Genomic DNA, 24152 nt, shown 5'->3' with positions numbered 1-24152 from the left:
CTCCGGTCAAAGGGGGAGGCGGCCCGTCGGCGCCGCCCCCCCGCAGGCGTCAGCCGGCGGCCGCTTCGGCCGTCGACAGGCGCGCGTAGCCGGGGTTCGCGGCCTTGGGGCCGGTCGCGTCCATGCGGGCGCGGGCGGCGAAGTACTCGCGCTCCAGCCGGTTCACCAGCTCGGCGGTCGGCACCACCTCCTTGACCATGCCGATGCCCTGCCCGGCGCCCCAGATCTCCTTCCACTTCTTGGGCTTCTCGCGCTCGCCCGACTCGTCGAGCTTGAACGACATCTTGGAGGGATCCGAGGTCTCGAGGTTGTCGGGGTCCATGCCCGCGTTGCGGATCGAGGGCTTGAGGTAGTTGCCGTGCACGCCGGTGAAGAGGTTCGAGTAGACGATGTCCGAGGCGCCCGCCTCGGTGATCATCTGCTTGTAGCCGGGGACCGCGTTGGCTTCCTCGGTCGCGATGAAGGCCGAGCCGATGTAGGCCATGTCGGCGCCCATCGCCTGGGCGGCGAGGATCGAATCGCCCTTGCCGATGGCGCCCGAGAGCAGCAGCGCGCCGTCGAACCACTCGCGGATCTCGGAGACCAGGGCCAGCGGCGACTGGGCGCCCGCGTGGCCGCCGGCGCCGGCCGCGACCGCCACCAGGCCGTCGGCGCCCTTGTCGATCGCCTTCCTGGCGAAGTGGTTGTTGATCACGTCATGCACCACGAAGCCGCCGCAGGAGTGGGCCGCGTCGTAGACCTCGGTCCGCGCGCCCAGCGAGGTGATCCAGAGCGGCACCTTGTATTTCACGCAGAGCTCGACGTCGCGGTCGAGGCGGGCGTTGGACTTGTGCACGATCTGGTTGACCGCGAACGGGGCCGCCGGCGCGTCGGGGTTGGCCTGGTTGTGGCGGTCCAGCTCCTCGGTGATCCGCTTCAGCCAGGTCTCGAGCATCGGGGGCTCGCCGTCCTTCTCGCGCGCGTTGAGCGCGGGGAAGGAGCCGACGACGCCGGCCTTGCACTGGGCGATGACCAGCTCGGGATAGGAGATGATGAACAGCGGCGAGGCCATGACGGGCAGCCGCAGGTTCTGCAGGATCGGGGGCAGGCTCAAGACAGGGTCCTTCCGGTTTTCTGGCGGCGACCGCCCGTATCGGGTCGAGTCGGCCGCGGCGTTCCTCTTTGCCGGGCAGCGTATCGAAAGCGACGGAGGTGCGAAATATAATTCCGCCCGTCGAAATTTGCCGCGACGATCGGGCGCCGGGAGCGCCCCCTGTCCGCGTCGTGAGAGGCGGCGCGCGCCGGCCCGCGCCGCCCCATCCGATCACCATGCCCTGACCGGTCGGCCGGGAAAATCGTCGCTTTGGATTAGCTGCGCTTGCCCATTGTCCAGACATTAGGTCAGCTTGTTTGCGTCGCAGCAATTCTCGTTTGCGCAAGGGTGCGATGCAGCGAAGACTTCATGACAGGACGACGACGGCGCCATGACCGCCCCTGCGGCGAGCCCGCCCCCCGTCGCCCCCAAGACCGGCGCGCCCCAGCGCGCCAGGCCCAGACTTCCGGGGAGAGCCATGCAGTTCGGCCTGTTCAACCTGCTGACCTATCGCGACAATCCCGGCGGCATCGCCGGGGTGATCGAGGACGGCCGCACCATGGTCCGCCTCGCGGAAGCGGCGGGCTTTCACGCCGCCTGGTTCGCCGAGCACCATTTCACCAACTACTCGCTGTCGGTCAGCCCGCTGATGATGGCCAGCCACATGGCGGCCTGCACCTCGACCATCAAGATCGGGCCGGCGGTGGTCGTGCTGCCGCTGCACAACCCGCTGCGGGTGGCGCAGGAGATCGCGCTGCTGGACCAGATGTCGGGGGGGCGGGCGCTGCTGGGACTGGGCTCGGGCTACCAGCCCTACGAGTTCGACCGCTTCAAGATCGACATCAAGGCCAAGAACGAGGTGTTCTGCGAGTATTTCGAGGTGCTCCGCCAGGCGATGGAGGAGGGGCATGTCGAGTTCAGGGGCAGGCATTTCGAGGCGCCCTCGACGGTGTTCGCGATGCGGCCCGCCTCCGGCAAGCTGCCGCCGCTGTTCCTGACCACGCAGGCGCCGGAGGTGCTGAAGGCCGTGGGCCCGCACGAGCCCACCGCCTTCATCGCCGGCGCCTGGTCGGGCAAGGCCGACGCGCTGGTGAAGTCGAAGGCGGGGCTGCGGGCGAACTGGATCGCCTCGGGCCTGCCCGAGGACACGATGCGCATCGCCATGCAGCAGTATATCGCCGTGGTGCGCTCGCACGCCGAGGCGCTGGAGGCGGCGGAGCGCGCCCGCTCCTACGCCCGCATGGTCTGGGCGCTGCGCCAGCCGAAGATCGACCTGACCGACAAGGGCGAGATCGTGCCGCTGGAGCTGCCGGACGAGCCCAGCCTCGAGGATCTGGCGCGCAACATGGTCATCGGCGACGCGCACGAGGTGGCCGAGCGGATCGTAACGGACATCCGCACGCTCGGCCCCGTGCACTACAACTGCTTCTTCCAGTTCGGCGACATGCCGATCCGGATGGCCGCGGCCTCGCTGGAGCGTTTCGGCGCCGAGGTGATCCCGCTGGTCGAGGCGGAAGTGGGCCCGCTTTCCGAGCTCGGCGACGCCGGCGAGGCGCCGCGCGCCATCGCCCGCGCCGTCTGACCCATAACAAGAACAAGGAGGCGCCCCAGTGGCCTGGCGCATCGGAGTGGACATCGGCGGCACCTTCACGGACGTCGCGATGGTCGAGGAAGAGACGGGGCGCATCGGCATCGCCAAGGTGCCCACGACCCCCCTGGATTTCGCGGAAGGCGTGCTGGCGGGCCTCGCGCAGGGGCTGGAGCGGCAGGGGGTCGGCGCGGATGCGGTGACGCTGCTGAGCCATGCGACCACCATCGTCACCAACGCCCTGCTGGAGAAGAAAGGCGCCCCCTGCGCCTTCGTCGGCACCCGCGGGCATCGCGACGTGCTGGAGCTGCGCCGCTCGGTCCGCATCGACCTCTACGACCTCGAGCAGGATCCGCCGCCGGTCATCATCCCGCGCCAGAACCGGTTCGAGATCACCGAGCGGGTGGATGCGCAGGGCGACGTGGTGACCCCGCTCGACGAGAGCGAGATCCCGGCGCTGGTCGCGCAGATCAAGGCGAGCGGCGCGCAGACGGTCGCGGTGAGCTTCCTGTTCTCCTTCCTCAATCCCGCGCATGAGCAGCGGGTCGGCGCGCTGCTGCGCGAGGCCCTGCCTGGCGTGCAGATCTTCCTCAGCTCCGACGTGCTGCCGGAGATCCGGGAGTTCGAGCGCGCCTCGACCACCGCCGTCTGCGCATATGTCGGCCCGCTGCTGGAGAGCTACCTCACCCGCCTTTCCTCGGCCGTCGAGGGGATCGGGCTGCCGGAGCTGCATGTGATGGGCTCCTCGGGCGGGGTCGTGGACATCGCCGAGTGCCTGCGGATGCCGGCGCAGGCGGTGGAATCCGGACCCGCGGCCGGGGTGATCGCCGCGGCGCTGGCGGGCGAGCAGCTGGGCCTGGACCGGGTGCTGTCCTTCGACATGGGCGGGACCACCGCGAAAGCCTCGGTGATCGTGGACGGCGAGATCCAGGTGACGGCGGAATACGAGGTCGGCGGCACCTCGAACGCCAAGCGCTGGCTGAACGGGTCGGGGCATCCGATCCGGGTGCCCGTGGTGGACCTGGCCGAGGTGTCCTCGGGCGGCGGCTCGATCGCCTGGGTGGACCTGGGAGGCGCCTTGAAGGTGGGGCCGCACTCGGCGGGCTCCCTGCCCGGGCCGGTGGCCTACGGGCGCGGCGGGGACAAGCCGACGGTGACGGATGCGAACGTCATCCTGGGGTATCTGAACCCCGTCTCGCTGCTGGACGGCGAGCTGAAGATCAACCGCGAGGGCGCGGTGCGCGCCATGGAGGCGGAGGTCGGCGCCGCCCTGGGGCTGAGCGCCCACGAGGCCGCCCAGCGGGTCGTGCAGGTGGTCAACGCCAACATGACCCAGGCGCTGCGCATCGTGTCCGTGGAACGTGGCCTGGACCCGACCGAGTTCACCCTGATGGCCTTCGGCGGCGCCGGGGCGATCCACGCGATCTTCCTCGCCGAGGAGCTGGGGATGACCTCGGTGGTGGTGCCGCCGGCGCCGGGGGTGTTCTCGGCGCTGGGGCTGGTGACCACCAACCTCAAGCGGGACTGGTCGAAGACGGTCTATGCGGACCTCGCCGGGATGACGCCCCAGGCGCTGCAGGCCGAATACACCACCATGGAGGCCGACGGGCTGAAGATGCTGGAGGGCGCCAAGGTGCCCGAGGCGCGCCGCCGCCTGGTCCGCCAGGCCGACGTGCGCTATCGCCGCCAGGCCTACGAGCTGACCGTGAACGTGCCGGAAGGGGAGCTGAACGACGCCGCGATGGAGGCCATCGCCACGGCCTTCCATGAAAAGCATCGCCAGACCTACGGCCACGCCAACGAGGCGGAGCCGATCCAGCTGGTGAACATCCGGCTCTCGGCGCTCGGCCTGCTGCCGTCCCTGCGGCTGTCGATGGACATCGACCCCGCCGCGGCGCGGCGCGAGACGCGGCCCGTGTGGTTCCCCGAGGCGGGCGAGGTCGACTGCCCGGTGATCTGGCGCGACGGCATCGCCGCCGACGCGGAGTTCGCGGGGCCGGCGATCGTGGAGTCGCTCGACGCCACCACCGTGGTCCCCCCCGGCTGGACCGTGAAGGTCGACGCCGACGGTTTCCTGCACGCCCGGAGGGCCTGAGCCATGGCCGGTTTCGACACCCCGAACCCCACCGCCGGAATCGACGCGGCCCGCTTCGAGGTCGTGAAGAACGCCCTGATCTCGGCGGCCGAGGAGATGAAGATCGTCCTCGCCAAGACCGCCTACTCGCCGCTGCTGAAGATGGCAGGCGACTATTCCTGCGGCATCTTCTCGGCGACCGGGGACATGGTCGCGCAGGGGCCGGACCTGCCGATCCACCTCGGGTCCATGCCCGATGCGGTCAGGTCGGTCGTGCAGACCTTCCCGGAGCCGGTGGAGGGCGAGGTCTACATCCACAACGACCCCTATCACGGCGGCTCGCACCTGCCCGACGTGAACGTGGTGATGCCCGCGTTCTACGAGGGGCGCCTGCTGGGCTACGGCTGCGTGCGCGCGCACTGGCCCGACATCGGCGGGGGCGCGCCGGGGTCCTATTCGGCCGTCACCGAGATCTACGGCGAGGGGCTGCGGATGCCGCCGACCCGGATCTATGTCGACGGCAAGCCCGACGAGAACATCGAGCGCTTCATCCTCGCCAACGTCCGCGCGCCGTCGGAGCGGCAGGGCGACCTGCGCGCGCAGGTGGCGGCCAACAGGCGCGCCGTCGACCGGATGGGGGCGCTGGCGAAGAAATACGGGACCGACGAGCTGCTGAGGATCATGGACGCGATCCTCGACTACTCGGAGGTGATGATGCGCGCGGCGCTGCGCGGGATCCCCGACGGGACGGCCCGCTTCGTCGACACCATCGACGGCGACGGCATCGTCGAGCCGGGCGAGGCCCACGACCAGACCTTCAAGGTGGCGCTGACGCTCACCAAGACCGGCGACGAGATCACGCTGGACTTCGAAGGCTCGGACCCGCGGGTGAAGGGGCCGATGAATGCGCCGCTGACGGTGACCGCCTCGGGCTGCTTCGCGGCGCTGAAATGGGCGCTGGATCCCAAGGCGCTGATCCCGCCGAACTCGGGCGCCTGGCGGCCGGTGACGGTGACCGCGCCCAAGGGCTGCGTGGTGAACGCGCAGGAACCGGCGCCGGTGACCTACGCCAACCACGAGATGTCGGCGCGGATCTCGGACATCGTGTTCCGCTGCCTGCATGATCTCGCGCCGGGGCGCACGCCCGCGGGGTCCCAGGGGACCGGGGGCGTGACGATCTTCGGCGGCCAGGACTACCGCAACGGGAACACCTACATCTCCTACGAGGTCACCAAGGGCGGCTTCGGCGCGCGGCCGATGATGGACGGGATGAACGGCGTCTCGACCTGCATCGGCAACATGCTCAACACGCCGGTGGAGATCATGGAGATGAGCTTCCCGGTGCGGATCGAGGAATACACGCTCGCCGCCGACACCGGGGGGGCGGGCAAGTATCGCGGCGGCCTCGGCGTGCGCCGGATCTGGCGGGTGCTGGGGGCGGACGCCAACTGCGCCACCTGCGTCGAGCGCACCATGACCCCGGCCTTCGGGCTGGACGGCGGGCGCGAGGGCGCCTGCGCCGAGGTCACGCTGGTGCTGCCCGACGGGACCCGCGAGCGCAAGGAAGGCAAGGGCGGGTTCGCCGCGCCCAAGGACAGCCTGCTGATCTTCCAGGTGCCCGGCTCGGGCGGCTATGGGCGCCCGGCCGAGCGGGACCCCGAGGCGCTGCGCGCGGATCTGGCGGCGGGTTACGTCACGCCAGAGGCGGCCGCCCGGGACTACCCGGAAGCCTTTGAGATACTTAATCAAGCGGGCGCCTGAGACCCGCATCTCCACCTCCACCGCCGACAGGGATCACACGAAGGGGGCCCCATGACCGAGTTCAACCGACGCCAGGTGCTGATGGCCGCGGCCGCAGCGACCGCCGCCGCCAGCCTGCCCAAATTCGCGCTCGCGCAGTCGCGCGAGGAGACGCTGCGCTTCGTCCACGGCTCGGTCTGGACCGCGCTGACGGCGGGCGACCTGACCGGCAGCCGCGCCTCGCTGGCGCTGAGCTGCAACGTCTACGACCGCCTGGTGCGCTTCGGCCGCAAGGAGGCGCCGGGCGGCGGCTTCGAGTTCGACTTCGACGTGATCGAGCCGGAGCTGTGCGAGAGTTTTTCCATTTCCGACGACGGGCTGGTGCTGACCTTCACGCTGGATCCGGCGGCGAAGTGGCATGACGGCTCGCCGGTGACGGCCGAGGACGTGAAGTGGTCGCTCGACCGCGCGGTCTCGGCCGAGACGATGTCGAAGAGCCAGCTCGCCTCGGGCTCGATCACCTCGCCCGACCAGATCGCGGTGGTGGACGAGACCACGGTGACGGTGACGCTGCCCCAGGCCGACCGTCTCGCGCTGCCCAACCTCGCCATGTATCTCGCGCCGATGATCAACTCGACGCTGGCGAAGGCCAACGCGACCGAGGCGGACCCCTGGGCGATCGAGTGGCTGCGCACCAACGCCGCCGCCTCGGGCGCCTACACGGTCGAGCGTATGTCCCCCGACGGCGCCCAGGTGGTGCTGGCCCGCAACGAGGCCTGGACCGGCGGCCCCCTGCCCGGCTTCGCCCGCGTGATCGTGCAGGGCGTGCCCGAGGCCTCGACCCGCGCCACGCTGCTGCAGAAGGGCGACGCGGACCTGTGCCTCGACTTCTCGCCCACGGATCTCGAGGTGCTTGAGGCCGCGGACGGGGTGAAGGTGATCCAGACCCCGCAGCCCTCGGGCTTCGCGGCGCTGGTGTTCAACACCCAGATGGCGCCCTTCGACGATCCGAAGCTGCGCAAGGCGATCTCGATGGCCCTGCCCTACGAGCAGATCTTCGAGACGGCCGCCAACGGCCAGGGCCTGAAGCTCTACGACGGGACCTGGGAGGGCGAGCCGGAGACGGGCGTGTTCCCCCAGCCGATGCCCTACACCGTCGACATCGAGGCGGCGAAGGCGATGGTCGAGGAAGCCGGCCACGCCGGCCTCACCGTCCCCCTCTACTACACCGTCGGCAAGGCGGGGGACTTCGACCCGGCCGCGGCCCTGATCCAGGAGGCGCTGGCGAAGATCGGCATCACCGTCGAGATCCAGAAGACCCCCGACGCCCAGTACGCCGAGATCGTCACCGCCAAGACCGCGCCGATGCTGCTGGAGCGCTCGCTGGCGCTGCTGCCCTCGCCCGACTACTTCTTCCGGATCTTCCTCAACGGCGACAGCCGCTGGAATTTCTCGAGCTGGGCCAACCCGGAGGTGGCCGAGATCCTGCCCGTGGCCCGCTACGAGGCCGATGCGGCGGAATACGAGAAGATGACGAAGAAGCTGGTGTCTCTGGCGTTCGAGGAGACGCCGATGGTGATGCTGTGGAAGCCCACCACCAAGGCCGCGATGGCCGAGGGCGTGACGGGCTACACCATGTGGTATCACTTCGGCCCGGACTTCCGGACCCTGGACCGGGCATGAGCGCGGCGGGTTCCCGGGGGGCGCTGTCGGCGCTGAAGGGGGTCGGGGGGCGTCTGCTCTCCGCCCTGCCGGCGCTCTTCGGGGTGCTGGCCTTGACCTTCATCCTGATGCGGGTGCTGCCCGGGGACCCGGCGAGCTTCTTCGTCTCCTCCCCCACCGCCGGCGAGGCGGAGCTGGAGATCGTGCGGCAGCGGATGGGGCTCGACCACCCGCTGCCGATGCAGTTCCTCTATTATCTGCGCGACCTCGCGACCGGGGATTTCGGGACCGCGATGACCACCGGGCGGCCCGTCGTGGACGACCTGGTGGAGCGGCTGCCGGCCTCGCTGGAGCTGACTCTGGCCGGGCTGTTCCTGGCGGTGGCGATCGCGGTGCCCGCGGGCGTGCTGGCGGCGCTGCGGCCGGGGTCGGTCTTCGACCACGGGGTGCGGGTGATCTGCTCTGCGGGCGTGTCGCTGCCGACCTTCGTCTCGGGGCTGCTGCTGATCTACATCTTCTATTACTGGCTGGGTTGGGCGCCGGACCCGACGGGGCGGCTCGACATCTTCGCCTTCCCGCCCGAGACCGTCACCGGCTTCCTGCTGATCGACTGCCTGCTGGCCGGCGACTGGGACACGTGGTGGAGTTCGCTGAGCCGACTGGTCCTGCCCGCCTGCACCATGGCGCTGTTCACCATCGCCCCGCTGGCCCGGATCACGCGCGGCTCGATGCTGGCGGTGCTGACCTCGGAATTCGTGAGGACCGCCGATGCCGTGGGCCTGCCGCGCTGGAAGGTCATCGTCACCTACGCGCTGCGCAACGCGCTGATCCCGGTGGTGACCGTGTCGGGGTCGATCTTCTCGACCATGCTCGGGGCCAACGTGCTGGTGGAGAAGGTTTTCTCCTGGCCCGGCGTGGGGCGCTACGCGCTGGATGCGCTGATGGCCTCGGACTATGCGCCGGTGCAGGGCTTCGTTCTGCTGATGGCGACCATCTTCGTCTTCGTGAACCTGGTGGTGGACCTGCTCTACGCCGTCATCGACCCGCGGGTGAGCCTGTCATGAGCGTTTCTTCGGACCCTCGCGCCCCTTCTCGGCTTGGCGCCGCCTTCTGGGTGCTGAGGCAGAACCCGGTGACGCTGATCGCGCTGATCGGGGCCGCGCTGCTGGCCTGCGTGGCGATCTTCGCGCCCTGGATCGCGCCCTTCGATCCGCTGCAGTCGGGGACCGGGCCCGCGTTGTCGCCGCCCTCCGCGACCAACTGGGCGGGGACGGACCAGATCGGGCGGGACGTGTTCTCGCGCCTGATCTGGGCGTCGCGGCTGGACCTCACGATCGCGGTGGCGGCGGTGGCGGTCTCGGGGCTGGTCGGCTCGGTGATCGGGGCGTTCTCGGGCTATGCCGGGGGGCGGCTGGATCGGGTGGTGGGGCGCATCGTCGACGTGATGATGGCCTTCCCGCTGTTCGTGCTGGCGATGGCGCTGGTGGCGGCGCTGGGGAACTCGGCGGTGAACATCGTCATCGCCACCGCGGTCATCAACCTGCCCTTCTACATCCGCGTGGTGCGGGCCGAGGTGAATGCGCGCCGCGGCGCGGGCTGGGTCGAGGCGGCGCGGCTGGCCGGCGCCTCGCATCCGCAGGCGGTGCTGCGCTTCCTGCTGCCCAACGTGCTGCCGATCCTCGCCGTGCAGCTGTCGCTGAACCTCGGCTGGGCGATCATCAACGCCGCCGGGCTGAGCTTCATCGGCCTGGGCGTGCAGCCGCCGACGCCCGAGTGGGGGATCATGGTGGCCGAGGGGGCGACCTACATCACCTCCGGCAAATGGTGGCTGGTGGCCTTCCCGGGGCTGGCGCTGACGATCTCGGTGCTGTGCTTCAACCTCGCCGGCGACGGCCTGCGCGACCTGCTGGACCCGAGGACCCGCCCGTGAAGATGTCCCCCGAAGTCCAGGCCGAGGCCGCCCTGCGCCCGATCCTCGAGATCGAGGACCTGCGCATCGCCTTCTCCGGCCGCGGCGGCGAGAGCGAGGCGGTGAAGGGCGTGTCGCTCTCCGTCGCCCCCGGCGAGGTGCTGGGGCTGGTGGGCGAGAGCGGCTCGGGCAAGACCGTGACCATGCTGGCCGCCGCGGGGCTGCTGGAGCGCAACGGGAGGATCGCGGGCGGGAAGGTGCGGATCGCGGGGCAGGACGTGACGCGGGCCTCGCGCGGGATGCTGCGGCCGATCCGGGGCGCGGTGATCTCGATGATCTTTCAGAATCCGCGGGCGGCGCTGAACCCGATCCGGGCGGTCGGGGACCAGATCGCGGACGCGATCCGGGCGCATGAGCGGGTGTCGAAGGCGCAGGCGCGCGAGCGGGCGATCGCCCTGCTGGCCGATGTAAAATTCCCCCGGCCCGAGGCGCAGGCCCGCGCCTACCCCCACGAGCTTTCGGGCGGCATGTGCCAGCGCGCGATGATCGCGGTGGCGCTGGCCTGCAACCCGAAGCTTCTGATCGCGGACGAGCCGACCACCGGCCTCGACCCCACCACGCAGAAGTCGGTGATGGACCTGCTGGCCGGCCTGATCGCCGAGCGGGGCATGGCCATGGTCCTGATCACCCACGACCTCGCCATGGCCGCGGAATACTGCGGGCGCGTCGCGGTGATGGAGCAGGGGCTGCTGGTGGAAACCGGCCTGCCCAGGCGGATCTTCCTGGCCCCGCGGCATCCCTACACCCAGCGGCTGGTGGCCGCCTCGCCGACGCGCGGCGCGCGGATCGAGGACCTGGTCCCGCCGGGCGCCCTGCCCGCCCTGCCCGCGGCGCCCGCGCCCACCATCGGGCGGCCGCACCTGCTGGAGGTCGTCGGCCTCCAGAAGGACTTTGGGAATGGCGCCAAGGCCGTCGACGGGGTCTCGTTCACGCTGAACGCGGGGCAGAGCCTGGGGCTGGTGGGGGAGAGCGGATCCGGAAAATCCACGACATCGCGGCTGGTGTGCCGGCTGCTGGATGCGGACGCCGGCGCGATCGTCTTCGACGGGCAGGACCTGGCGGCGACGGCGGAGAAGGATTTCCACCGCTCGCCCCGCCGCTCGGACATCCAGCTGGTGTTCCAGGACCCGACCGACAGCCTCAACCCCCGGTTCACCGCCCGCGAGTGCATCGCGGACCCCCTGCGCCGCCTCGGCGGCCTGCGGGGCCGCGCGCTGGAGGCCAAGGTGCGCGAGACCGCCGACCTGGTCAGCTTCCCGCAGGCGCTGCTGGACCGGTTGCCGCATCAGCTCTCGGGCGGCCAGAAGGCGCGCGTGGGCATCGGCCGGGCGGTGTGCCTCGAGCCGAAGCTGATGGTGCTGGACGAGCCGACGGCGGCGCTGGACGTCTCGGTGCAGGCCGTCGTGCTGCACCTGCTGGAGCGGCTGCGGCGGGAGCTGGGCATGGCGTATCTCTTCGTCAGCCACGACCTGAACGTGGTGCGCATGATGTGCGCCGACACGCTGGTGATGAAGTCGGGCCGCATCGTCGAGGCGGCGCCCACGGAAAAGCTCTTCACCGCGCCCGACCATCCCTACACCCGATCCCTGCTGGCGGCCGTCCCCTCGCTGGACGCGCTGAAGGACGACTGACGGAGGCCCCATGCTGCCCAACTCGAACCGCGCCCGCGATCTCGCGACCATCGTCCACCAGCAGACCGAGCTCTCGGGGATGCGCGAGACGGGGGCGACGCTGATGACCGGCGGCGACGGCGTCTATGTCTTCGACGAGGACGGGAAGCGGTATCTGGAGGGGATGGCGGGGATGTGGTCCGCCTCGCTGGGCTTCTCCGAGAAGCGGCTGGCCGAGGCGGCCTACGCCCAGATGCAGGATCTTCCTTATTACCACACGTTCCATTCGCGGGGCCATCTGGCGGCGGTGGACCTGGCGGAGAAGCTCTTGGCGATGGCGCCTGCCGGGCGGCCGGGGAACCCGCTGTCGAAAGTGCTGTTCCATTGCTCGGGGTCGGAGTGCAACGACACCGCGATCAAGCTGGCGTGGTACGTGAACAACCTGCGCGGGCGGCCGGAGAAGAAGAAGATCATCGGCCGGCAGATGGGGTATCATGGCTGCACCATCGCGGCGGCCTCGCTGACCGGGATGCCGGGGATGCATCGCGAGTTCGACCTGCCGATCTCGGACCGCTTCCTGCACACCTCCTTCCCCCACTGGTATCGCTTCCATGAGGAGGGCGAGAGCGAGGAGGATTTCGCCACCCGCATGGCCGAGGACCTGGAGACCCTGATCCTGGCCGAGGGGCCGGAGACGGTGGCGGCCTTCTTCGCAGAGCCGGTGCAGGGCGGCGGCGGGGCGCTGACGCCGCCGCGGACCTACTTCGAGAAGATCCAGGCGGTGCTGCGCAAGTACGACGTCCTGTTCATCGCCGACGAGGTGATCTGCGGCTTCGGGCGCACCGGGAACCCCTGGGGCTCGGACACCTACGCGATCCGGCCGGACATGGTGAGCTGCGGCAAGGCGCTGTCGGCGAGCTACCAGCCGATCTCGGCGCTGATGATCTCCGAGGAGATCCACCAGGCGTTGCTGGAGCAGTCGGCGCGGCTGGGGAATTTCTCCATGGGCTTCACCTTCGCCGCCCATCCGGTGGCCTGCGCGGTCGCGCGGCGCACGCTGGAGATCTACGAGGAGGACCGCGTGTTCGAGCACGCGGCCGAGGTCTCGCCCGCCTTCCTGGGCGCGCTGGAGGGGCTGATGGATCATCCGCTGGTCGGCGACGTGCGCGGCGTGGGCCTGATCGCGGGGGTCGAGCTGATGGCCGATCGCGCGCGGCGGGTCCAGTTCGCGCCGGAGGCGAAGGTGGGGACGCGGGTGCAGGAGCGGGCGATGGCGAACGGCCTGCTGGTGCGCGCCTCGGGCGACCGCATCTGCTTCACGCCGCCGCTGATCATCACGCCCTCGCAGGTCGAGGAGATGGCCGGCCTGTTCCGCCGGACCCTCGACCAGACGCTCGACGCGCTGACCGCCGAGGGGCTGGCGCCCGCCGCCTGACGCCCCCGGCGGAGGCGACGCGACGCGGCCGGCCCCACGGGCGCCCCGGGCTTGACCCGGGGCCTCCTGGCCGCCGGCGCGACGGCGGGCGCGGCGCTCGCCGCCGGCGCAGGCGCGGGGGGCGGGCCGCGAGAGGCCCCGGATCAGGTCCGGGGCGCCCGCGGAGGGCGAGGGACGCGCGGACCCCGGGCGAGGGCGAGCGCGGCGGGGCGGGGACGGACGGCGATGCGGCGGAGACGCGGATGAGGCGCGAATGAGACGGGCGAAGCTGGGCCTCTTCAACCTGATGGGACTGCGGGACCGGACCTCGGCCCCGGTGGCGGTCCTGCGCACCACCGTCGACGCGGTGAAGATGGCCGAGGACTTCGGCTTCGACATCGCCTGGTTCGCCGAACACCATTTCACCAACCACTCGATCTGCCCCAATGCGCTGATGATGGTCAGCCATCTGGCGGGCCAGACCGCGCGCATAAGGCTGGGGCCGGCGGTGCTGGCGCTGCCGTTCCACAACCCGCTGCGGCTGGTGCAGGAGGTGGCGCTGGCCGACCTGCTCGCCTCCGGCCGGCTGGCGCTGGGGCTGGGGGCGGGCTACCAGCCCTACGAGTTCGACCGCTTCGGGATCGACCCGGCCGAGAAGCACGCCCGGATGCTGGAGATCTGGGACATCCTCGAACAGGGGCTGACCACGGGGCGGGTCGAGCACTCGGGCGTCCACTACGCGGTGAAGCCCACCGAGCTCTCGATGCGCCCCTTCGGCCTCGCCCCGCCCGAGATCTTCGTCGCCTCCCGCGCGCCGGAGGTGGTGCGCCGCGCGGCGCGGGGCGGGCACACGCCCTTCATCGGCTTCGGGCACCGGGGGCTGGCGCCGGCGCTGGCCGCCCGCGCGGGGCTGGAAGCCGCCTGGGCCGAGGGCGGCGGCGATCCGGCGACGATGCCGCTGGCGGTGCAACGCTTCGTCTATGTGACCGAAGATCGGGCGCAGGCCGAGCTCGCTGCCGCCTGCGTGCGCGATTTCGCGCGGGCCTATCACACATTGGGCGCCGCGGCGCTGGACAAGGATGGGGCGTTCGTGCGTCTGATGCCCCTGAACGACGAACCGCCGCTGGACGACTTCCTGGAGACCGCCGTGATCGGCCCCGCCGAGCATTGCGCCGAGAGACTGGCGACCGAACTGACCGCCCTGCGCCCGACCCACCTGTGCTGCATGATGGGCCTGGCCGGGATCGGGCGGCAGGAGACCCTCGCCTCGCTGGAACGCTTCGGGACCGAGGTCCTGCCCCTGCTCGCCCCGCTCGTCGACGCCGGCGAGCCCGCCCCCCTGCCGGGCCACGCGCCCGCGCTCGCGGCGTGGCGGGGCTGAGCGGCGGCTCCTCCGGCGCGGACGGCGGCCCCGAGCGGGGCGCGCCGAGCCCCCGCCTGCCTCCGCTCAACCTGTTCCGGGTGTTCGAGGCCGCGGCCCGCCACGCCTCCTTCCGCCTGGCGGCGGAGGAGCTGTGCGTGACGCCCTCGGCCGTCTCCCAGCAGATCCGCCACCTGGAGGAGTTCCTCGAGATCCGCCTGTTCCGCCGCCTGACCCGGCGGGTGGAGCTGACCCGCGAAGGCGCGGAGCTGGCGGGCCAGGTGCGCGAGGCGCTGTTCATCCTCACCTCCGCCTGCGCCCAGGTCTCGGACCCCGACAAGCCGGCGGTGGTGACGATCTCGGCCACGCCCGCCATCGCCATGCGCTGGCTGACGCCGCGGCTGCGGGACTTCATGGCGCGGGAGGAGCGGGTGAAGATCACGCTCCTCGCCTCCGACGAGCCCGTCGATTTCGCCCGCCAGGACGTCGACGTCGCGATCCGCTGGGGCGCCGATTTCCCGGGGATGCGGGCGGAGCTGCTGGGCTCCGAGCCCCACTGCCTGGTCTGCGCGCCGGAGCTGCTGGAGGGGGGCGAGCGGATCTCGCGCCGCCGGCTCGCCTCGGTGCCCTTCCTGCACGTGCGCCAGTTCATCCCCATGACCTACTGGCTGGAGAGCGCGGGCCTGCCGCTCGACGCGCTCGGGCCCCGGCAGCTCTACAACGACGCCGCCCTGATGCTCGAGGCGGTGGCCCACGGCCAGGGCATCTGCCTCGCCTCGCATTTCCTGGTCGAGCGGGACATCCGCTCCGGCCGCCTCGCGCGCGCGCATCCCACCGCGATCCGGGTCGACGAGGGCTATCACGTCCTCTCCTCGCCGGAGCTGGGCGACAAGCCCGGCATCCGCGCGGTAAGGGAGTGGCTGCTGGCCGAGGCGGCCGAGTCGATCTCCCGCCACGACCTCGCCCCCGCATCCGCCCCCCTCGATGGAGCCCCCGAATGACCGTCCGCCAGAGCTTCCGATCCGCCTTCCACACCGGCGCCTTCACCGCGCATGTGGAGGACGGAAAGCTCGTCTCGGTGACCCCGTTCGAGCATGACCCCCACCCCGACGAGTCGATCCACGCCTGGCCGGAGATGGTGCACGCCGGCTCCCGCGTCATGCGCCCCTCGGTCCGCCGGGGCTGGCTGAAGCGGGCCGAGCGGGACGGCCGGATGGTTCCCGAGGGCGTGCGGGGCGAGGACGTGTTCCACGAGGTGCCCTGGGACGAGGCGCTGGAGATGGTGGCGGGCGAGCTCGACCGCATCCGCAAGACCCATGGCAACGAGGCGCTGTTCGGCGGCTCCTACGGCTGGGCCTCGGGCGGGCGGCTGCACAACGCGCAGAACCTCACCCGGCGGTTCATGTGGTCGATCGGGGGCTGCACGACGCAGGTCACCAACTACTCCTACGGCGCGGGGATGACCCTGCTGCCCCACGTGCTGGGCTCGAACGAGGCGATCTGGGGGGCGGGGAGCGACTGGCGCTCGATCGCGGCCAACTGCGACCGGCTGGTGGCCTTCGGCGGGCTCTGCCGCAAGAACTGGAAGGTGCAGTCGGGCGGCTTCGGCGCGCACGGGTTCGAGAACGTGGTGCGCATCCTCGGCCAGGCGAAGACCAAGGTGATCAACGTCTCGCCGCTGCGCTCGGACGTGGCGCCGATCGAGGCCGAGTGGCTGCCGGTGCGCCCCAACTCCGACTGCGCGCTGATCCTGGCGCTGATCTGGGTGGTGCAGGACAAGGGCGCCGAGGACCGGGCTTTCCTCGACAAGTACACCGTCGGCGCGGACCGCGTGCTCGCCTACGTGCGCGGCGACGTGGACGGGATTGCGAAAACCCCCGCCTGGGCCGCGGAGAAGACCGGCGTTCCGGCCGCCGAGATCCAGGCGCTGGGCGAGGACCTGATCGGCAAGCGGGTGATGCTGACCGCCACCTGGTCCCTGCAGCGCCAGGACCATGGCGAGCAGCCGTTCTGGGCGCTGGTGGCGCTCGCCTCGGTGCTGGGCCAGGTGGGGCTGCCCGGCGGGGGCGTGTTCTTCGGCTACGGCTCGACGGGGGGCTTCGGCCAACCCAAGGTCTCGACGCCGCTCTTCGGGATGCCCACGCCGCGCTCGGAGGGGAGCCTCGGCATCCCCGTCGCCCGCGTCGCCGACTGCCTGCTGACCCCTGGCGGGACCTTCGAGTACGACGGGCAGGAGATGACCTTCCCCGACATCCGCCTCGTCTACTGGGCCGGCGGCAACCCGTTCCACCATCACCAGGACCTCAACCGCCTGCGAAAGGCCTTCCAGCGCCCCGAGACGGTGATCGTGCACGAGCCCTGGTGGACCGGCACCGCGCGCCACGCCGACATCGTCCTGCCCGCCACCACGCCGCTGGAGCGGGACGATTACGCGGGCTCCTCGCGCGATCCGTGGATCCTCTCGGTCGCCAAGGCCGTGAGCGTGGGCGAGGCGCGCGACGACTTCGCGATCTTCTCCGACCTCGCCGACCGGCTGGGCGGGGGCGAGGACTTCCACCAGGGCCTCGACGTCGAGGGCTGGCTGCGCAAGCTCTGGGGCCAGACCTCGGCGGCGCTGGCCGTGCGCGGGGTGAATACGCCCGACTGGGACACGTTCCGCGAGATGGGCTACTTCAAGGTGCCCGAGCCCGCGGACGTCTTCGACCTCTACGCCGACTTCCGGCACAATCCGCGGGCCAACAAGCTGGGCACGCCGTCGGGGAAGATCGAGCTCTTCTCCGAGACCATCGCCGGCTTCGGCTACGACGACTGCCCGGGCCACCCGGTGTGGATCGAGCCGAAGGAGTGGCTGGGCAAGGCGGGGGACTGGCCCCTGCACATGCTCTCCAACCAGCCTGCGGACAAGCTGCACAGCCAGCTCGACGGCTCTTCGGTCTCGCAGAAGGCCAAGATCCACGACCGGGCGGAGCTCCTGATGAACCCCGCCGACGCCGCCGCGCGGGGGCTCGAGGACGGCTCGGTGGTGCGCGTCTTCAACGCCCGCGGCGCCTGCCTCGCGGGGCTGCGGGTCTCGGACGAGATCATGCCGGGCGTGGTGCGCCTGCCCACCGGGGCGATGTTCGACCCGGGGCCCGACGGGCTGGAGCGCCATGGCAACCCCAACGTGCTGACCCGCGACGAGGGCACCTCGCGCCTCGGCCAGGGCTGCTCGGCCCAGTCGTGCCTGGTGGAGGTCGAGGCGTTCACGGGTCCGGTCCCCCGCGTCGAGGTCTTCGACCCGCCGGTCTTCATCGCCCGCGAGGCCTGACGCGCCCGAAGCGGCCGGCCCTGCGCCGGCCGCGGCCGCCGCGCAGGCGCCGCACGCAACCGGGCGCCCGGCTGCGCCGTCGCGCTGCGCGGCGCGGTCGCCGCAGGCGCCTGGCGGGACCGTCTCCCCGCCGGCGCGGTCCCGAGGGCGGCCGCCGCCAGGCGCCTGCGGCACGGGTCCTCTGCAGCGCCGACGCCGGGCGCCCCTTGGCCCCAGGCGCCGCCGCCCGCCCCGCGCCGCGGGCGGAGCCGCGCCACGGGCGCGCCGCCCGACGCGGCGCTCCCCCGGCCGCCGCGCAGCCGGCGGCCCGGAAACCTCCCGAAGGCCCGCCCCGGGCGCCGACCCAGCCAAGCCCGCCCGCAGGGCGCCTGTCGTCCGCTCGTGGAAAGGCCGTTCAGCCCTCGCGCCAGATCGCCGCGCAGGGGCCGCCGCCGTCCGGGCCCTGGTGCTCGGCGCCGCCCGAGACGAACAGCTCCGTCGTCCCGGTCAGCCCCGCCAGCATCCCGCCGACAAAGCCCCGCGCATGGCGCGTCGAAGAAATGTCGCTGTCGTCCAGCATTGTGTGCCGCGCCCCCCGGATCGTCCCGGCGGTCGAGGCCTCGGCCTTCGCCAGCAGGGCCACGAAGCGGTCGCGGCCCGCAGGGCTCAGCTGGGCGCGGAAGGCGGGGTCGAACCCCGCCAGCAGGTCGGCCACCGCCGGCGCGTCGATTGCGTCGGCCATCACCCCGTGAGCGATGCGCAGCGGCCCGGACCAGGCGTCGGAGAGGCCCAGCACCGCGACCTCGCAGTCCTCCAGCTCCACCCCGGCGGAGCAGCTGGCCCGACCGCTCCACAAGGACCAGTCGTCGCCGATGGCGGCGTCGGTCAGGACCTGCGGCTCGATCTCGCCCAGCGCCAGGGCGATGCCCAGCGCCGAGGCTCCGCGCGAGAGGCCCATGCTCTTGATCATCGAGGTGGTCGCCACCGCAGACGGCCCGCCGGCGTGCGCCACCCGCTCGGCGGTCAGCAGGGGGCATTTGACCTGCACGTAGTGCACGGCGGCGGTGTCGGCGATCCCCGCCTCGGCCATGGCCTCCAGCGTCGCCTCGCGCACCAGCTCCGCCTGGGCGACGCGGCCGATCTCGGCGGGCGCCAGCGCCCTCGTGCGCGCCACGCCGATGGCGAGCGCGGGGGGGCCGGCCGGGGCGTCGGTCGCGATCTCCTCGAAGACCAGCCAGTGGGGGGAGAGGCCGCCCTCGGTGCCCCCCGACATGACCATCGAGATCCGGTCCAGCGCGCCCGGGGGGACGAGGGGCGCGAGGGCCGCTTTCAGGGAGGCCACCGCGTAGCCGCGGGTGAAATCGTTGACGCAGCCGTTGCCCTCGGTCTTGCCGAGGATCGCGCGGATGGCGGCGGGGGCGATCTCGCCCCGGCCGATGCGGGCGAGGATCGCCGAGACGTCCTCGGGGCCCGACATGGACAAGCGGTGGATGCGGGTCTCGCGCGCCATCAGGAGCCCTTCCGCATCGCCCAGCCGGCGACCCGGCGCTCGATCAGGGAGAAGATGGCATAGAGGGCGACGCCCAGCACCGACAGCACCAGGAGCCCAGCGAAGACCATCGGCACGTTGAACATCGAGGAGGCGATCATCATCATGTTGCCGATGCCCTTGTTGGAGGCGACCGTCTCGGCGATGACCGAGCCCACGAAGGCCAGCGTGATCGCCACCTTCAGCGAAGCGAAGAAGTAGGGCATCGAGCGCGGCAGCCCGACGTTCCACAGGATGTCGCGTTTCGAGGCCTTCATCGCCTTCATCACGTCTTCCAGCTCGGGTTCGACCGTGGCGATGCCGGTCGCCACGTTCACCACAATTGGAAAAATGCAGATGATCATGGCGGTGAGGATGGCGGGGACCGTGCCCGCGCCGAACCACAGCACGAAGATCGGGACCACGGCGACCTTGGGGATCGAGGAAATGCCCACCAGCAGGGGGTAGGCGGTGTCGAAGGCCAGTTTCGAGGAGCCGATCAGCACCCCCAGCGCCAGCCCGATCGCCACGCCGAAGACGAAGCCGACCATGGTGGTGTAGAGCGTCTGCCAGGCGTGGGGCCAGATGGCCGGAGCGTACTCGATGAAGGTCGAGAGGATCTGGCTCGGGCGCGGCAGCACCAGGTCGGAGATGCCGAAGATCAGGCAGACCAGCTCCCAGAACGCGAAGACGCCGACGATCAGGGCGGCGGAGGCGAATTTTCTCTGCAGGGGGGTCACTGGGCGGCCTCCGGGATCTGCGGAGCGGCGGGGGCGTGCACGATCAGTTCGCGCAGCTGCTCGACGATCGAGACGAACTCGGGGCGGAAGGTCTGGGAGATCTGGCGGGGGCGCGGGGTGGTGACCTGGCGGTCCTCGATGATCCGGCCGGGGCGGGCGGACATCACGCAGATGCGGTTGGCGAGGAACGCCGCCTCGCGCAGGTCGTGGGTGACCAGCAGGACCGTCGAGCCGCGGGCCATCCACAGGTCCTGCAGGGTGGACCACAGCTCCTCGCGGGTGAACTGGTCGAGGGCGCCGAAGGGCTCGTCCAGCAGCAGCAGGTCGGGGTCGTGGACCAGCGCGCGGCACAGGTTGGCCCGCTGCTGCATGCCGCCCGAAAGCTGCCAGGGGTTCTTGTCGGCGAAGTCCAGCAGGCCGACCTGGGCCAGCAGGGCGTCGACCCGGTCGCGGTATTCGCCCTTGCGTTTCGCGCGGTAGTGCTCGCGGAACGGGGGCACGATCTTCAGCGGCAGCATGACGTTGTCGCGGATCGAGAGCCACGGCAGGAGGCTGGCCGACTGGAAGGCCATGCCGACGCGCACCGGCTCGGCGCCCAGCTCGCGGCCGGCGAAGAAGATGTGGCCGGCGGTGGGGGCGAGGAGCTCGGAGGCCAGCTTCAGGATCGTGGACTTGCCGCAGCCCGATGGGCCGACCAGCGCGATGAAGTCGCCCTTGGCGACTTCGAGCGTGGTGGGCTGGAGGGCGAGGGTCTTTTCCCTGCCCGCGTCGTATTCGACGCAGACCTCGTCGAAATGCACCAGGGGGGTCATGGGGCGCCTCCGGTCAGGTGGGCGAGCGAGAGCTCGACGTTGCGCGGCGCGGGCGCGGGCATGCGCTGGATGTCGGTGACCTGGCGGCCGTGGCCCTGCATCCCGGGGACCAGCTTGCGATCGCGCTGGACGAAGGCGCCGCGGACCAGGGTGTGAACGGGGGCGCCCACGGTCTCGGTCCCTTCGAAGGGGGTGATGCGGGAGCGGGAGTGCAGGTCGGCGGCGCGGATCGTCTCGCGGCGGGAGAGGTCGACGCAGGCGATGTCGGCATGGGCGCCGGGGGCGATGCGGCCCTTCGTCGGCCACAGGCCGAAGCTGCGGGCGGGGGCGCCGGCGGACATGCGCACGTAGTCCATGATCGAGTAGTCGCCCGCCGCCACCCGGGTCAGCATCAGGGGCATCTGGGTCTCGACGCCCGGGAAGCCGCAGTCGACGTCCCAGATGTTGGGGCGCAGCTTTTCTTCCGGCGTATGCGGGGCGTGGTCGGTGGCGATCATGTCGACGACGCCCGCTTTGAGGGCGGCGAGGATGCCGAGGCTGTCCTTCTTCTCGCGCACCGGGGGGTTCACGCGGATCGCGCCCTGCAGCCGCTCGTAGTCCGAGGAGTCGAGGAACAGGTAGCAGGGGCAGGTCTCGCCGGTGACGTCCACGCCGCGGGCCTTGGCCTCGGCGAGGGGGCGGAGTTCGCCGCTGGACGAGATGTGCAGGATGTGGATGCGGGCGCCGGTCCACTCGGCGAGGATGGCGGCGCGGGCGACGGCCTCGATGGCGACGACTTCCGGCCTCGCGAGGATGTGGTCGAGGGGGGCGGTGCGGCCGGCGGCCGACAGGGCGGCCTCACGGCGGGCCATGATCGAGGCGGTCTCGGCGTGGAGCGAGACGCGCAGGCCGGTCAGCGCCGCCTTCTCGAAGCACTCCAGCATCGCGCCCGTCGAGGGGCTGGGGAGATTGCCGAACGTGTTGCCCATGTAGAGCTTGAAGGCGTTGGCGCCGGCGTCGGCGAGGGCCTGGACGCGGTCCAGGGTCTCCTCGCCCAGCAGGGCGTAGAGGCCGAAGTCGACGCAGGACTTGGAGCCGGCGATGGTCGCCTTGTCGAAGAGCGCCTCGGGGGTGGAGGTCGAGGGGACCGTATTGGGCATCTCGAAGACCGTGGTCACGCCGCCCATGGCGGCGGCGGCGGCGCCGCTCTCCCAGTCCTCCTTGTGGGTGTAGCCGGGGTCGCGGAAGTGCACGTGCACGTCGATGGCGCCGGGGAGGAGGTGGAGGCCGCTCACGTCCACGGTCTCGGCGGCCTCGGGCATCGCCGAGGGGGCGCCGACGGCGAGGATCTCGCCGTCCTTGATGGCCACGTCGGCGCGGTCGACGGCGGTCTCGGAGACGACGAGGCCCCCGGTCAGGATCAGGTCAGCGGTCATTCTCTTGCTCACAGGGCCGCCCAGCCGCCGTCGACGGCGAGGTCCGCGCCGGTGATCTGGCGGGCCCGGTCGGAGGCGAGGAACAGGACGGCGTCGGCCACGTCGCGGTCGGTGGAGATCCGGCGAAGGGCGTAGTCGGAGGCGTGCAGGGCAAAGGCCTCGTCTTCGGAGATGCCATGGCGGGCGGCGACGTCGGGGACCACCTTGTCGCGGAAGCGCGGGCCGTCGACCATGCCGGGCGCGACCGTGTTCACGGCGATGCCGTGGGGGCCGAGTTCGAGGGCGAAGCTCTTGGTGATGCCGCGGAGCCCCCATTTCGAGGACGAATAGGCCAGCCGCATCGCCCGGCCGCGCATTCCGAAGGTGCCGCCGACGTTGACGATCCGGCCGGAGCCCCGCGCGATCATGCCCGGCGCCACGGCGTGGATCATGTTGAAGGGGCCGCGCATGTTGAGATGCACGATCTCGTCGAACTCGGCGGCGGAGGTCTCCACCCCGGTCTTGCCGATGGGGCCGGAGCCGCCGGCGACGTTGACCAGAACGTCGAAGGCGCCGCCCAGCGCCTCCTGCGCCTCGGCCACCGCGGCTTCCACCCGGGCGGCGTCGGTGACGTCGCAGGGGAGGATCTCGGCCCGCACGCCCTTGGCGCGGGCGGCTTCGGCGACGGGCGCCACGGCGGCGACGTCGCGGGCGAAGAGGGCGAGGTCCGCCCCCTCCTCCGCGAAGGCCAGCGTGATCGCGGCGCCCATGCCCTTGGCGGGGCCGGTGATCGCGACCCGCAGGCCGTTCAGCATCAGGTCCATCAGAGCAGCTTCGTGATCCGCTCGGACATCGGCGGCAGGAACGCGTCGGTGAAGATCTCCGAGCGGTCCGGCGTGCGCGGCAGGCCGTTGGCGTCGACCACGATGCCGATGGCGGTGTCGAAGCGCGCCGTGTCCACGTCGCCGAGGCCGACGGTGGCGATCTCGGGGTGGTTCATCTCGTCCTGCAGGGTGGCGATCAGGCGCTCCTTCTCGATCGCCTTGTTGATCAGGGGCTCGCGCTCGGCCACCGCGTCGATGCCGGCGTCCATGTCCGCCAGCGTGTCGGCGATGCCCTTGTTGATGGCGGCCACCATGCCGGCGACCAGCTCGGGCTGCTCCTGCGCCATCTTCTTGGGCACGATCATGCCGTTGGAATAGAGGTCCATCCCGTAGTCGCCGTAGTTGATGAACCGGATCTCCTTGTCGGGATCCATGCCCGAGAGCTTGGCCGAGAAGCGGATGGTGTTGACGTAGCCGAAGACGCCGTCGACCTGGCGGCCCTTGAGCATCTGCTCGCGCAGGTTGGGGGCGAAGTTGGTGATCTCGACGCCCGAATCGTCGATCCCCGCCAGCTTCACGAAGGCCGGCCACAGCTTCAGCGCGCCGTCGTTCGCGGCGCCGCCCAGCACCTTGCCTTCGAGGTCCTTCGCCGTCTCGATGCCGCTGTCGGCCATCACGCCGACGGTGAAGGGGGGCTTGTTGTACATCTGGTAGACGCAGATCGGCGCCTCCTCGGGCTTGGTCGCCGCGAGCTGGATCAGCGCGTTCACGTCGCCGAAGCCCACGTCGTAAGAGCCCGAGGCGACCGCGCCCACCGCGGCGCCCGAGCCGTTGCCCTGGTCGATGATCATCTCGATGCCCGCGTCGGCGAAGTAGCCGCGGTCCTGGGCGAGGAAGAACCAGGCCTGCGGGCCCTGGTAGCGCCAGTTGAGCACCATGCGCACAGGCGTCTGGGCGCGGACGAGGGCGGGCGAGAACAGCGAGGCGGCCGCGGCGGCGCCGCCGAGGGCGGCCGTGCGGCGAAGGAGGGTCCGGCGGGTGAGGGTCATCGGGGGCTCCGTCTGTCGGAATGCTGCGAG

18 protein-coding genes are annotated in these 24152 nt (G+C 71.3%); 11 read left to right on the top strand and 7 right to left on the bottom strand.

Features of this window, described 5'->3' with window-relative positions:
• Positions 1-49 precede the first annotated feature (49 nt).
• Positions 50-1051, bottom strand: coding sequence for an NAD(P)H-dependent flavin oxidoreductase (locus tag BM064_RS01855; RefSeq protein WP_092857667.1), 1002 nt, complete (start codon positions 1049-1051; stop codon positions 50-52).
• 499 nt (positions 1052-1550) lie between these two features.
• On the opposite strand from BM064_RS01855, the gene BM064_RS01850 reads away from it, so the two are divergent.
• The 11 genes from BM064_RS01850 (at position 1551) to BM064_RS01800 (ending at position 17796) form a co-directional block, all read left to right on the top strand.
• On the top strand, positions 1551-2654 hold the full coding sequence (locus tag BM064_RS01850) for an LLM class flavin-dependent oxidoreductase (protein WP_092857240.1): 1104 nt from the start codon (positions 1551-1553) through the stop codon (positions 2652-2654).
• A gap of 28 nt (positions 2655-2682) precedes the next feature.
• Positions 2683-4755, top strand: a complete 2073-nt coding sequence (locus BM064_RS01845; protein WP_092857238.1) for a hydantoinase/oxoprolinase family protein — start codon at positions 2683-2685, stop codon at positions 4753-4755.
• A 3-nt stretch (positions 4756-4758) separates the two neighbouring features.
• Positions 4759-6495: a hydantoinase B/oxoprolinase family protein gene (locus tag BM064_RS01840; protein WP_092857236.1), complete on the top strand. Its 1737-nt coding sequence runs from the start codon at positions 4759-4761 to the stop codon at positions 6493-6495.
• A 51-nt stretch (positions 6496-6546) separates the two neighbouring features.
• A complete protein-coding gene (locus BM064_RS01835; protein ID WP_092857234.1) occupies positions 6547-8157 on the top strand; it encodes an ABC transporter substrate-binding protein in 1611 nt (536 codons plus the stop codon).
• Positions 8154-9200: an ABC transporter permease gene (locus tag BM064_RS01830; protein WP_092857232.1), complete on the top strand. Its 1047-nt coding sequence runs from the start codon at positions 8154-8156 to the stop codon at positions 9198-9200. Before BM064_RS01835 ends, BM064_RS01830 begins: the two co-directional genes overlap by 4 nt.
• Complete coding sequence (locus BM064_RS01825) at positions 9197-10066, top strand: ABC transporter permease (protein ID WP_092857230.1); 870 nt, start codon at positions 9197-9199, stop codon at positions 10064-10066. The genes BM064_RS01830 and BM064_RS01825 overlap by 4 nt, the downstream gene beginning before the upstream one ends.
• Positions 10067-10068: 2 nt before the next feature.
• Positions 10069-11736, top strand: coding sequence for a dipeptide ABC transporter ATP-binding protein (locus BM064_RS28275; protein WP_092857228.1), 1668 nt, complete (start codon positions 10069-10071; stop codon positions 11734-11736).
• A 10-nt stretch (positions 11737-11746) separates the two neighbouring features.
• Positions 11747-13150: an aminotransferase gene (locus BM064_RS01815; RefSeq protein WP_092857226.1), complete on the top strand. Its 1404-nt coding sequence runs from the start codon at positions 11747-11749 to the stop codon at positions 13148-13150.
• 253 nt (positions 13151-13403) lie between these two features.
• On the top strand, positions 13404-14510 hold the full coding sequence (locus tag BM064_RS01810) for an LLM class flavin-dependent oxidoreductase (RefSeq protein ID WP_092857224.1): 1107 nt from the start codon (positions 13404-13406) through the stop codon (positions 14508-14510).
• Entirely contained in the window at positions 14498-15490 is a 993-nt protein-coding gene (locus BM064_RS01805) for a LysR substrate-binding domain-containing protein (RefSeq protein ID WP_177236112.1), read from the top strand. Before BM064_RS01810 ends, BM064_RS01805 begins: the two co-directional genes overlap by 13 nt.
• Complete coding sequence (locus BM064_RS01800; RefSeq protein WP_092857220.1) at positions 15487-17796, top strand: molybdopterin-dependent oxidoreductase; 2310 nt, start codon at positions 15487-15489, stop codon at positions 17794-17796. Before BM064_RS01805 ends, BM064_RS01800 begins: the two co-directional genes overlap by 4 nt.
• A 394-nt stretch (positions 17797-18190) precedes the next feature.
• Here the strand turns inward: BM064_RS01800 and atzD are convergent, their stop codons facing one another.
• Genes atzD through BM064_RS01770 form a run of 6 tightly spaced genes read right to left on the bottom strand, consistent with a single transcriptional unit; the run spans position 18191 to position 24122 of the window.
• Positions 18191-19285, bottom strand: coding sequence for a cyanuric acid amidohydrolase (atzD, locus tag BM064_RS01795; protein ID WP_092857218.1), 1095 nt, complete (start codon positions 19283-19285; stop codon positions 18191-18193).
• A complete protein-coding gene (locus BM064_RS01790; RefSeq protein ID WP_092857216.1) occupies positions 19285-20043 on the bottom strand; it encodes an ABC transporter permease in 759 nt (252 codons plus the stop codon). The genes atzD and BM064_RS01790 overlap by 1 nt, the downstream gene beginning before the upstream one ends.
• A complete protein-coding gene (locus tag BM064_RS01785; protein WP_092857214.1) occupies positions 20040-20855 on the bottom strand; it encodes an ABC transporter ATP-binding protein in 816 nt (271 codons plus the stop codon). Before BM064_RS01785 ends, BM064_RS01790 begins: the two co-directional genes overlap by 4 nt.
• Positions 20852-22270 carry a dihydroorotase gene (locus BM064_RS01780; RefSeq protein ID WP_092857212.1) on the bottom strand — a complete coding sequence of 473 codons (1419 nt, stop codon included), beginning with the start codon at positions 22268-22270 and terminating at the stop codon, positions 20852-20854. Before BM064_RS01780 ends, BM064_RS01785 begins: the two co-directional genes overlap by 4 nt.
• An 8-nt stretch (positions 22271-22278) precedes the next feature.
• Positions 22279-23073 (bottom strand): SDR family NAD(P)-dependent oxidoreductase, encoded by a 795-nt coding sequence (locus tag BM064_RS01775; protein ID WP_092857210.1) that lies wholly within the window; start codon positions 23071-23073, stop codon positions 22279-22281.
• Positions 23073-24122, bottom strand: coding sequence for an ABC transporter substrate-binding protein (locus BM064_RS01770; RefSeq protein ID WP_092857208.1), 1050 nt, complete (start codon positions 24120-24122; stop codon positions 23073-23075). Before BM064_RS01770 ends, BM064_RS01775 begins: the two co-directional genes overlap by 1 nt.
• Between the last annotated feature and the right edge of the window lie 30 nt (positions 24123-24152).

The sequence above is a fragment of the Albimonas pacifica genome, from assembly GCF_900113695.1.
Classification (GTDB): domain Bacteria; phylum Pseudomonadota; class Alphaproteobacteria; order Rhodobacterales; family Rhodobacteraceae; genus Albimonas; species Albimonas pacifica.
Note: the sequence above shows the minus strand (reverse complement) of the source record. Positions and strands in the feature narration are given on the sequence as shown.